The sequence below is a fragment of the Bradyrhizobium sp. USDA 4532 genome (assembly GCF_024171315.1).
Lineage (GTDB): Bacteria > Pseudomonadota > Alphaproteobacteria > Rhizobiales > Xanthobacteraceae > Bradyrhizobium > Bradyrhizobium australafricanum.
In genome coordinates, this window is sequence record NZ_JALJZN010000001.1 from 2,813,859 (window position 1) to 2,824,978 (window position 11,120).

At 64.6% G+C, this 11,120-nt stretch carries 12 protein-coding genes; 4 read left to right on the plus strand and 8 right to left on the minus strand.

Translation table 11 applies throughout. The features are described from left to right. Positions 1–24 precede the first annotated feature (24 nt). A complete protein-coding gene (locus tag J2R76_RS13545) occupies positions 25–687 on the minus strand; it encodes a response regulator transcription factor (protein WP_016841655.1) in 663 nt (220 codons plus the stop codon). A gap of 172 nt (positions 688–859) precedes the next feature. Here J2R76_RS13545 and J2R76_RS13550 point away from each other — a divergent pair, with 172 nt between their 5' ends. Further along, on the plus strand, positions 860–1,459 hold the full coding sequence (locus J2R76_RS13550) for a VanZ family protein (protein WP_194295411.1): 600 nt from the start codon (positions 860–862) through the stop codon (positions 1,457–1,459). A gap of 18 nt (positions 1,460–1,477) precedes the next feature. Here J2R76_RS13550 and J2R76_RS13555 read toward each other — a convergent pair whose 3' ends face one another. Together J2R76_RS13555 and J2R76_RS13560 are read right to left on the minus strand one after the other, a co-directional pair. Continuing rightward, on the minus strand, positions 1,478–1,711 hold the full coding sequence (locus tag J2R76_RS13555) for a hypothetical protein (protein ID WP_244558974.1): 234 nt from the start codon (positions 1,709–1,711) through the stop codon (positions 1,478–1,480). Then, on the minus strand, positions 1,708–2,865 hold the full coding sequence (locus J2R76_RS13560) for a hypothetical protein (protein WP_244558973.1): 1,158 nt from the start codon (positions 2,863–2,865) through the stop codon (positions 1,708–1,710). The genes J2R76_RS13555 and J2R76_RS13560 overlap by 4 nt, the downstream gene beginning before the upstream one ends. 126 nt (positions 2,866–2,991) lie before the next feature. Between J2R76_RS13560 and J2R76_RS13565 the strand changes: the two genes are divergently transcribed. Both J2R76_RS13565 and J2R76_RS13570 read left to right on the plus strand, forming a co-directional pair. Then, positions 2,992–4,569, plus strand: a complete 1,578-nt coding sequence (locus tag J2R76_RS13565; protein ID WP_253624105.1) for a hypothetical protein — start codon at positions 2,992–2,994, stop codon at positions 4,567–4,569. Between the two features lie 36 nt (positions 4,570–4,605). Then, entirely contained in the window at positions 4,606–5,592 is a 987-nt protein-coding gene (locus J2R76_RS13570; protein ID WP_076833287.1) for a UbiA family prenyltransferase, read from the plus strand. Between the two features lie 73 nt (positions 5,593–5,665). Here J2R76_RS13570 and galE read toward each other — a convergent pair whose 3' ends face one another. The 5 genes from galE to J2R76_RS13595 form a co-directional block, all read right to left on the minus strand. Then, complete coding sequence (galE, locus tag J2R76_RS13575; RefSeq protein ID WP_076833284.1) at positions 5,666–6,661, minus strand: UDP-glucose 4-epimerase GalE; 996 nt, start codon at positions 6,659–6,661, stop codon at positions 5,666–5,668. A 139-nt stretch (positions 6,662–6,800) separates the two neighbouring features. Beyond that, positions 6,801–7,058, minus strand: coding sequence for a hypothetical protein (locus J2R76_RS13580; protein ID WP_143271190.1), 258 nt, complete (start codon positions 7,056–7,058; stop codon positions 6,801–6,803). 158 nt (positions 7,059–7,216) lie between these two features. Next, entirely contained in the window at positions 7,217–7,846 is a 630-nt protein-coding gene (locus J2R76_RS13585) for a transglutaminase-like cysteine peptidase (protein WP_076833281.1), read from the minus strand. Positions 7,847–8,065: 219 nt separating this feature from the next. Then, positions 8,066–8,728: a ParA family protein gene (locus J2R76_RS13590; RefSeq protein ID WP_076833278.1), complete on the minus strand. Its 663-nt coding sequence runs from the start codon at positions 8,726–8,728 to the stop codon at positions 8,066–8,068. A gap of 15 nt (positions 8,729–8,743) precedes the next feature. Next, on the minus strand, positions 8,744–9,979 hold the full coding sequence (locus J2R76_RS13595; RefSeq protein WP_057020241.1) for a glycosyltransferase family 4 protein: 1,236 nt from the start codon (positions 9,977–9,979) through the stop codon (positions 8,744–8,746). A 194-nt stretch (positions 9,980–10,173) separates the two neighbouring features. Between J2R76_RS13595 and J2R76_RS13600 the strand changes: the two genes are divergently transcribed. Further along, a complete protein-coding gene (locus tag J2R76_RS13600; protein WP_229190047.1) occupies positions 10,174–11,100 on the plus strand; it encodes a hypothetical protein in 927 nt (308 codons plus the stop codon). Positions 11,101–11,120: the final 20 nt, after the last annotated feature.

Here is an 11,120-nt window from a genome sequence, read left to right on the forward strand (position 1 = left end):
CTGCGCACTTTTCCGGATCATGCTCTAGGTCGGCGGCGACAGCATGTAGCCGAGGCCGCGAACGGTCTGGATGATATCGACTTCCAGCTTCTTGCGAATGCGCCCGACGAACACCTCGATCGTGTTGGAGTCGCGGTCGAAGTCCTGGTCGTAGAGATGCTCGACCAGTTCGGTGCGCGAGACCACCCGCCCGGTGTGGTGCATCAGATAGTCGAGCAGATTGTACTCGTGCGAGGTCAGCTTGATCGGATTGCCGTTGACGGTGACCCGCTTGGTGCGGGTATTCAACGCCACCGGCCCGCAGTTCAGTTCGACCTGGGCATGCCCGGTCGCGCGGCGCAGTAGCGCGCGGATCCGCGCCAGCACCTCCTCGAGGTGGAAGGGCTTGGCGACATAGTCGTCGGCGCCGGCGTCGAAGCCCTGAACCTTGTCGCTCCAGCGATCGCGTGCGGTGAGGATCAGCACCGGCATCACCCGCTTGTTCCGCCGCCAGGCCTCGAGCACCGAGATACCGTCCATCTTCGGCAGCCCGATATCCAGCACGACCGCGTCATAGGGCTCGCTGTCGCCAAGGAAATGCCCCTCCTCGCCGTCGAACGCGCGATCGACCACATAGCCGGCGTCCGTCAGCGCGGTGGTGAGCTGGCGGTTCAGATCCGGGTCATCCTCAACGACGAGCAGACGCACTTTGGCCTCCGAGAGTGAGCATTACGACATTCCGGCACCAAATGAGGCTTCCGGCGGTGAACGGCTTATGAATGGACCCGCAAGGCGTCGCTAATTTTTTCGTCGGGTGCACCATCCCGGGAACCCGCGCAAGCGCCCCTGGTTCCCTCCATGAGATGCGCGCGAAGTGAGATTGGGTTTCAGTATAAGGTATTTTGATACCTTAAACTCAAAGACAGTTGTTGCTGGCAACCGTCCGGCGGACCGGAGCGCGGACAACATGTCGGGTCATTTGCAGTGGACCGGCAAGTTAACCTTGGACGACCATTTTCATGTCGCTGACACCGGCGATGCGCTAATTCAACGGCGGCGCGCCCAGCGCATATGGACCGGGAAGAACGCGTTGCTTGTTTCAAAGATACGGAGGTTCGGCGTGATTGCAGGCTGGCTTGCGCTTGCGCTCATCGCCTTCGTGACACTGTCCCCGATCCAGGACCGTCCCTCGCTATTCCATCCGCAGATCGAGCATTTCGCGGCGTTCGCCGTGATGGCGCTGGCCTTCGTGCTGGGCTACCCGCGACGCACTGCGCTGATCGTGCTCCTTGTCATCTTCAGCGCGTTCACGCTCGAAGCAATGCAATTCCTGACACCGGACCGTCACGGCCGCCTGATCGACGCGATCGTCAAGGTGGCGGGAGGTCTGGTCGGCATCGGCGTCGGTCGCTTCATGCTGCTCGTGCTGCGCAACCAGCTCGGCCGGCTGAGGTCGGACCTGGAACAGTCCGCGAACTGAGCATTCGGCGCATTGCGCTCAATCGCGCTTCGGCGCTTCCGCCGATTTCGTGTCGTCGTGCGCCATGCATTGCTGAAAGAAATGCAGCCGATCGCCATTCATCGGCACGGCCCCCGGTCGCTTGTAGGGGTAGACCATGTAGGCCGCGCGCAGGCAGCGCTTTGCGGTCTCGGCGGCGGGTGCGGCGACGGCGGCACGCGATGCCAGCAGGAGCGCAAGCACGACGCTGAACCGGACGGACACCCCGCTCACGGTTTCTCGCATTCCGAGTAGAACACGCCATTCGCAGCCGCCAGCCGCTGCAGACAATGCCGCTTGTCGGTGACCACGCCCTCGACCGTGAAATCGTAGGCCTGCGCCTTCAGAATCAACGCGTAGCGTCCCGGCGGCAGCGGCACGTCGTCGCGCGGCAGGACCTCGAACATCTGCGGATCGTCCTTGAGCGGCGCCGCGCGGAACGGGATCGAGATGTTGCGGATCACCCAGCTGTCGTCGCCCGGCGAGACCACCGGCTTGCCGGTCGCGTCGAACGTGGTCTGCTGGCTCACATGCGCGATCAGACGCACATCGATCGGGTCGGAGGCGCCGCCAGCACCCTCGCGCCGGAACACGATGAAGCGGAGATGTCCGTCAGGCAGCGTGGTCTCGCTCGGCCTGGTGATCGCCGCCGAGATCGCCACCCGCGGATCCGGCGCACGCCCCTGGATCAGTTTCAGCTCGTAAAGCTTGCCGCCGCTCTCGGCGTAGACGCCGTAGGCGGTCGGCAATGGCCGTCTCGGCACCGGCGGCTCGGCCGCAGCGGCCGGCGCCGGGACGGCCGCGACCACCGCCGGCCTTTGGGCTTCGGGCGGCGCCGATGCCAGCGTGCCGGCAATCATCGCGCGGGCCGCGGCCAATGACACGCCGCGTTGCTGCAGCAGGACAACGGCCGCGATCAGCCCGAAGAACGCCAGCATGACAACGTAACGCAGCGGCGCCGACGACGACCATCGCGGACCACGCGTCACCGCGGCAGGCTCGACGCGATCGAGGGTCGTGACAAAGGCCGCCTCGGCATCGATCCGGGGCGGCGCCTCGATCCGTCGCGCCGCGCCCGCCGCCTCGAGGAATGCGGGCAGCGCCCGCGCCGGCGGCACCTCCAATTTCTGGATCACGTTGTTCTTCGTGTGCGCTTCGACGCCTTCGATCGCCACTTCCAGCGCCTGCATCAGACGCTGCTTTTCCGCCGGATCCTCGTGCGCGAGCTGCTGCAGCTTCTGCCGCGCGAGCTCGTAGACCGCGCTGCGCAGCTGCTGCGGGTCGGCACTCACGGAATCGATGGTTCGCGCCAGCACCAGCGCGAACTCCACCTCGGGGTGCGCAGGACCGATGTCCCTGACCGTTCTCTGGGCCGGCGTCGGCGTCATAAATGTTAGTCTGGTTTGCCCATAATGTTACAACATTCTATGTGGATTTTACTGTTAACACAAACCACCAGGCCGGCAGATGACGTCCCGGTTTGACCGTCCCGATCCGAGCAGCAGCAGGATTCATTGACCCGTTCTCTGCCCATCCTGGACCAGTGGTTGTTCGCGCCCAAGCGGGACCGCCGATCCTGGCCGGACGTCCTGCTCCTCGCGGGATGGGTCGCGCTGGTCGGCTTCCAGATCGGCCGTCACGTGATGTGGCGCGACGAGGTCCGGGCGCTCACCATTGCCCTGAACGGCGACGATCCGGTCGCCATGCTCAGAGGGTTGCATGGCGAGGGCCACCCTGCCCTCTGGTACCTTCTGCTGCGCGGCGCGCATGCCGTATTCGATCGGGTCGAGGTGCTGCCCGCCGTCGCCTTCGTGGTCGGGCTCATCACGGTCGCACTGCTGATCTTCCGGTCACCATTCCCGCGGCCGTTGGTCCTGCTGCTGATCACGAGCCATGCGCTGTTGTTTGAATATGTCGTGATGGCGAGGAATTACGGCATCTCGGCCCTGTTCCTGTTCGCGATCGCGGCCTGCTATCGGGCCCACCGCGACTGTGGTCTGCTGCTCGGCGCACTGCTGTTCCTGCTCGCCAACACCAACGTCGTCGGCGCGATCATGGCCGGCGCATTCCTGCTGTTCTGGCTGCTCGACCTGCTCGAGATCCGAGAGAGCCGTGACTGGCGCTGGTCGCCGCAACTCACCAATTTCGCGATCAATGCAACGATCGCAACGATTGGCGTCGTGATCTGCGCGGCGACGATGTTGCCGACCTATAATGACGCCGCGGCCCGGGACTGGTCGCACGAGTCACCACTCGCGGCGGCAATCCTTGCGCTGGTGAACCCCGGCGCGACGTCGCTGGGCGCGCTGTTTGCCAATCTGCTGCCGGGGATCGCGGGATCGGTGCTGCTGTTCGGCGCGACGCTCGGGCTCTTGCCGCGGCGACCGGCCTTTCTCGCCGCCATCGCCGCCCTGTTGCTGACGTCGTTGTTCTTCGCCATCGCCGCCAACGGTGCCTACCGACATGCCGCGGTCTGGCTGAGCTTCCTGATCGCGCTTTACTGGATCGGCTGGAGCCGGCTCACCGCGCCATCCGGCTCTCGCGCATGGCTCGACCGGCGCCTGCCGGCGATCGGACGCGGGTCGCTGCTGCTGGTGCTCGCGATCCAGACCGCCGCCGGCATCAACGATCTGCGCAACGCAGTGACCGGCGTGGTCGCGAGCCGCAGCGCCGATCTCGGCCGCCTGATCGCCTCGCGCGCTGATCTCACCGATGCAGTGATCCTCGCCGAGCCGGAATGGCTGGTCGAGGCGCTGCCCTACTACGTCAAGAACCGGACCTATCTCGCGCGCGACCATAAATTCGGCAGCGTCGTGATCTTCTCGCGCAAGGGCAAGATGGACAGCGATCTCGGCGAGACCCTGCGCCTTGGCCGCGAGCTTCGCGACACGACCCGCGCGCCCGTCATCATCCTGCTGGCCTGCCGGCTCGACGAGATCACGCCCGACCGGACCTACGACGAAGGCAAGGACTGGCGGACGTTCCGTGCCTCAGCGGCGCAGATCCGCGATTTCCGCGAAGCGACCACGATGCTCCGCCGCTTCGGCCCCGCCAAGACCGACGAGAGTTTCGACGTCTACCTCCTCAACTAGGCGATCGATCAACGACGACAGAAAAAGGACCGCGCGATGGCGCTGATGGACAGCAAGGTCGAAGCCGGCAAGCCGCCGGCCGCAAGCATCCGGCAGTATCTTTCCATCCTGCGGCTCGATCACAGCACCAAGCACATCTTCATCGTTCCCGGGATTGTCCTCGCCTGGCTGTTGCGTGGCCCGAGAGGCGAGCATATCGCAAGCGCGATCGTCCTCGGCCTCGTGGCCGCGATCTGCATCGCGTCGGCCAATTATGTGATCAATGAATGGTTCGACCGCGACTTCGACCGGCATCACCCGACCAAATCGCGGCGCTCCGCGGTGCAGAGCGCGATGGACGGCAAGATCATCGGAATCGAGTGGCTGCTGCTGGTCGCGCTCGGCCTCGTCTGCGCATCTGCGAGCAGCCGCCTGATGCTGTTCGCAACCGGCATCTTCGCCGTGCAGGGCATCGTCTACAATGTCCCGCCGCTCCGGAGCAAGGACAAGGCCTATTTCGACGTCATCTCGGAATCCGTCAACAATCCGCTGCGGCTGTTGATCGGCTGGGCGATGATCGATCCGACCTCCCTGCCGCCGGGCTCGGTGATCCTGTGCTACTGGTTTGGCGGCGCGTTCCTGATGGCGGCCAAGCGGCTATCCGAATATCGCGAGATTGCCGCGTCCCATGGCAAGGAGCTTCTGGCGCGCTACCGCGCTAGCTTCGCGCACTATACCGAGGTGTCGCTGACGGCCTCGTGCCTCAGCTATTCGCTGTTCTCGGTGTTCTTCCTCTCGGTGTTCCTGGTGAAGTACCGTATCGAGTATGTCCTGGCGATGCCGCTGGTGGTGATGCTGTTCACCACCTACTTCTCGATGTCGACGTCGCCGGGCTCGTCGGCGCAGAAGCCCGAGAAGCTCTATGGCGAGCGCGGCCTGATGCTGCTCGTGCTGGCGCTGGTCGCCGTCTTCCTGGTGGCAAGCCTTGTCGACATGCCGTTCCTCTCGCGGCTGGCCGAACAGCACTACATCACATTGAACTGAGCCTCTCGCGGCTTGATCGTTATTTGAGCATGATCTTGTCGGAAAACCGCTTCGCACTTTTCCGGATCATGCTCTACCGCCGGCGCGGATGCGCCTTCTGATGCCAGGCCCAGGCCGAGCGAATGATGTAGCCGAGATCGGACCGGCTGGCCTTGAAGCCGAGGCCGCGCTCCGACCTGGAGGGATCGGCCACCAGGATCGGCGGATCGCCGGCCCGGCGCTCGCGCACCACGCTCGGCACCGCTTCACCGGTCTCGGCGCGGATCGCGTCGAGCACCTGGCGCACCGAATAGCCGGTGCCGGTGCCGAGATTGAACACGCCGCCGGCGTCGCCACTCAGCAGCAGCTCGAGCGCCGCGATATGGGCGCTCGCGAGGTCATCGACATGGATGTAGTCGCGCACCGCGGTGCCGTCAGGCGTGTCATAGTCTTCGCCGAAGATGGCAAAGTCCGGCACGTGCCCCAGCAGCGCCATCAGCGCGCGCGGAATCAGATGCGTCTCGGTATCGCGGAGTTCGCCGATGGTGACGGAGGCGTCGGCGCCGCAGGCATTGAAATAGCGCAGACAGACCGAGTTGAACCGATAGGCCGCGCGGTAGTCGGCCAGGATCTGCTCGATCATGAATTTGGAGCGGCCGTAGGGATTGACGGTCGGACCTGCGGCACTCTCGGGAATTGGATCGCGGCCGGCGTTGCCGTAGACCGCGCCGGTGCTGGAGAACACCAGGCGGTCGCAACCCGCCTCCCGCATGCCGCGCAGCAGGCCGAGCGTGCCGGCAACGTTATTGGTGAAGTATTTCTGCGGATCCGCCACGGACTCGCCGACCGCACTGAACGCGGCGAAATGCATCGCGGCGAGCGCATTGTGCTCTCGGATGGTAGCGGCGATCTTGTCGTGGTCGGCGACGTCGCCGATCACGAGCGGCCCCCATCGCACGAAATCACGGTGACCGGTGGACAAATTGTCGTAGACGACCGGCAGAAATCCGGCCTCGGCAACCGCCTTGGCGCAATGGGATCCGATGTATCCCGCGCCACCGGTGATCAGGATTGAACCCCTGCTCGCCATCTGAAAATTTCGCCCTGCGCGAACCAATCCCGCGCCTCAACAGGCGCAGTGATCGCATCGGTACGACATTCCGTCCGAGGCGGCAAAATGACGATGGGAATAGCGTTAAGACTGAACGGATTTGCAGCCGAAGCGACGGTCAGCGCGACCCCAGCGGCACGTTGGTCCGTTGACCGACCGGCGGCCCGTGCCGCGACGCTCTGCCATAGGGGTAAGCCGGTGTTGCCGGCGGGACCGGCTGGGTCGCCTGCGGCCGCGATGTCGGAACACCACCGCCTGGTCCATCGATCGAATAGCGCGTTGTGCCCTGCGTGGTCTGCCCGGTGCCCTGTGCAAGCACCGGCGTGGCTAGGGCGACGACCAGCGCCGCTGTTGTGACAAGGCCGGCCAGCTTCATGTCGATGCCTCGATGGGTTGAACCGGGGTCAACCGTCGATGCCTCCAATCGTTCCGGAAATGTCGCCGCGGCGCGCTGGCGATCGTCGCTGCTACGAAAAATGGCGCGGCGAAATGTCTCGCTGCGCCATTTTCGAACGATGGGGCTCGTTCAGAAATTCAGGCGCCGGCCTGCGCGACGCCAGCCCAGTGGTCGGGGTTCGCCGGGGTCTGCATCCTGACCCAACGATAACGCGCCTGCGACCAGCTGCGGATCTGCGCATTCAAATTGTCGAGCACCATGTCTCCACCCTTGGCGCGGACCACCAGCACGAGATGATGCTCGCCGGAGGAGGTCACAACCTCGCTCAGCAGAAGGTCGCGCATCGGCCAGCCGCGCGCCAGGAGCTCGTGGCGCTTGCTGACCGCGTAGTCGTTGCAATCGCCGCGCGCCGGATTGATCAACCATTCCTCGCCGGCAAGGCCGCGTTCGTTGCGCTGTGGCACGATGCTGCGATTGACCGATGCGTTGACCTCGATCAGGTCGGCGATGCGTTGCTTGGTCAGGCGTGTGGCGCCGCCGCGGAACACCATCCGGGCGCGGGCTTTCGGCTTGCACTCGTCGGCATAGCGCATGCAGAACATGGTGTAGGCCATCGGGGCCAGCGTCGGCTCGCTGAAGCGGATCTTCTCGATCACGCCGCGCAGCGGCAGCGGGAAGCCGACCATTCCAGCCTGGGTGTTCTGTGCGCTTGTCCCGAGCGCAAGGACGGCCAGAACCAGGGCCATCACTCTCTTGACGTTGTACATTCATCACTCCCCACAGTGACGGGAAGCATGTACGGGAAATGTCTTGAGCTTGGGCTCAAGCGCGCGGCGGCATTTGTTTCAAATGCGAGGGTGTGCGCGAGCAATCCGTTAACCAAGCCTGCGGGGCGCCGCCGTCAGGTCAAGGGCCGGTTGCGGCCCGAACTCTTTCGTTCCCATGCCGGCATGGTTGGCCTGTCGTGAAGCCGCCGGCGCGCTCTGTTAAATCGCCACCCGCTGGCTGGGCGCGATCCCGCACCAGCTCATCACGAGATCGGCGAGCATCTTGATCTCGAGATCCGCGGGCGTCCCGCCGGCGAAATCGGCGACCGATTGCCCCAAGGCGACGGCGCGCACATAGGCCGAGCGGCTGCCGATCATCGGCCCGATCTCCTCGTCGAGCGTATCAAGCTCCTCGATCAGCTGCTGGCCTTCGAGCGTGCGCTGGTCGACGCGGTTCGGCACGATCATAGCACGGAGCGCCGTTCGCCGCGTGGCGCGCACTTCCCGCACGATGTCGAGCGTCCGCGCGGTGGCCTCGATGTCAAGGCCGGACGGCGTGCACGGCATCAGCACGATATTGGCGACCGCGAGCACCGCGCCCAGCACCCGATCGTTCGGCGCGGAGTCCACCACGATGATCTGATGCGGAATCTGGCGCATCAGCTTGGCCCATTCGGCGACCGGCCGGGTTTCCGGATCAAGCTGGTAGACGGGGAACGACAGATTGCCGGGCTCGGCCCAGTGACACGCGGACGCCTGCGAGTCGGCGTCGACCAGTCCGACCACGCCCGTGCGCCGATCCAGTTCTGCGGCGAGCAAGACCGCAAGGGTCGTCTTTCCGACTCCGCCCTTGCGCTGGGCAACCGAGATGACAAGCGGCATCGCAAACTCCTGGCGTTATCCCCCGTACGTGCGCGGGAGGACACCTTCATCAACGAGCGTCAGCATCCGGGGCAGACAGACCCGCTTTGCGTCGTAATTGTCCCGCACGAAGCTGCGCGCCTTCATCCGCATCTTCTTGAAGGCCTTGGGCCGTGACAGCACCGACAGTACCTGATCCGACAGCGCATCAATATCAAAAAACGGCACCAGCAGGCCGTTGCCGTCCGAGATGATATCGCGAAGCGGGGCGGTGTCGGATGCCACCACCGCACATCCCGCGCTCATCGCCTCCAGCAGCGACCAGGACAGCACGAAGGGATAGGTCAGATAGACGTGCACCGAGGAAATCTGCAGCAGCTCGAGATACGGTTCCCGAGGAATCCGGCCGAGGAAATGCACCCGGCGCAGGTCGATATCCGACTTGATCTCGTCCAGGAACATCGACTTCCAGCTCGAACCCTTGGGCGGGTTCGCCCCGTAGGATGTCCCGCTGCCGCCGACGATCACAACCTGCGCATTCGGCCGCGCGGCGAGTATCCTCGGCAGGGACCGCATGAAGATATGGAATCCGCGCACCGGCTCGAGGTTGCGCGAGACGTAGGTGATCACTTCGTCGTCCGCCGACAGCGTCGCGCCGTTCGGAAGCTGAAACCGCGCGACGGGATTGGGCTTCACCTCGTCGGTGTCGACGCCCTCGTGGATCACCTCGATCTTGCTTTGAAACTCGGCGGGAAAGGTCGACCTCTGCCAGGGCGTCGGCGAGACGCCCGTATCGCATTCCGTGAGCGCCAGCAGCGTGGTCGCATTCTTCAGATGGAGTGCGACGTTGCCATCAAGGCCCGTCATGGGAAACTCGGGATCGAAGCCGACGTCCCTGCCCTCGGCACCGTAGTAGAATTCGCAATAAAGGATGATCCGCGCGCGCGGAAACATCGTGCGCAGCGGCAGCGTCTCGCCCCAACCGGGATGCGCGAAGATCAGGTCGGGCACGAAGCCCTGCCCCGACAGCGACGACAGCGCATACAGAACCTCTTCGGCACGCCGCGATTCGACATCGAAGCGCCGGGCAAACGGATGGACGACCGCGGAATCCGTCTTGGTCGTCGAATATTTGAGCAGCCGGATATCCGGCGTCGTGCTGGCGGTCGATGAACCGACGGCAACGACCCTGTTGCCGGGCTGCTCTGCGAGCGCGCGCGCAATGTGGCGGTACTGGGCCGGAAAGTTATTGTGGACGAACAGGACGTTCATTGGCGGGCGAGCGCGCCCCCCGGCCGCGCGGTCTTCGATTGGGGTCAGGGTCTGCATCATCACCGGCGGTATGTCATCGATTGGCGAGTAAAACTATCTTACCGGATTAACATTAAGCCCCCTTCTATCACACAGATTTTTGGGGCACACTGCAGGAGACTTACCAATCCATTCCGTTAGGCTCGCAGGCGACAATGAACGAACAGATTCAGCAGAAAACCATTGATCTGGCACGGGGTCTCTTCCTGGTTCGATACAATGGCGCAGATGATAAGGTGTCACCTCCGGTGGTGCGCGTATACGCGGATCGCGCCAGTCTTAACAATTGTAATATCATTACCGGACCGGACGTGGTCAATGGAACCCTGTTCGCGCCCGAGACCGCGCTGGTCGTGTCGGTCGCCCGGCCGAGCCGCCTGATCGTCGAGGTCACGGCAGGGCGCGTCGGCGGGTCGACCGCCGCCAATATCAAGATCGAGCCGCTGACCCAGGGACAGGCGGCTGAGCAGCAGCCGGCCAGCCAGCCATTCGACATGTTCGAGCCGGAGGCCGGCCCCGGCGAGTTGAGCGATCTCAAGCTGCTCGCGCATGTCGCGGGCCTGGGCGACGTGACCGTCGGCTCGAATGTCTGGATTGCCGGACCGTCCGCGCCGGCCCGGATCGAGGGAATTTCCCTCGAATGGCCCAACAAGCCGCGGGATCTCCAGCTGCAATATGCCGTCAAGTTCGCTAGGCCGCAGCGCGGCGACAACCAGTTCGTTCCTCTCGGAACTTTTGCCGGAACCCGGGGACGCGCATTGGCCATCACGGGGTTCTCGCTGGAAGCCTCGGGTCCCGGCGCGGATCGCTTCTCCATCGCGGCTGAAACCATCTTCCTGGGGGCTCCGACCCTGCGGGTCACCGGGAACCGGATTGTGGTGTCGGGTCCCTCAGGACGAGAACCGCTGGTGGGCCTCAAGCTCAACCTCGAGGAGCGCCGGGTGCAGGCAGCCCCTCTCGCGCCCCAGCAGCCGAGGCGCGTCGAACCCGCCACTCCAATGCCGCACCAGGACGGACCCCGCCTCGAGGGACGGGTGCGCGTGTTCCGGAGCCGGCAGGGCGCCGTCAAGACGGCAGGCTGACCATGCGGGCAGATAAGGGC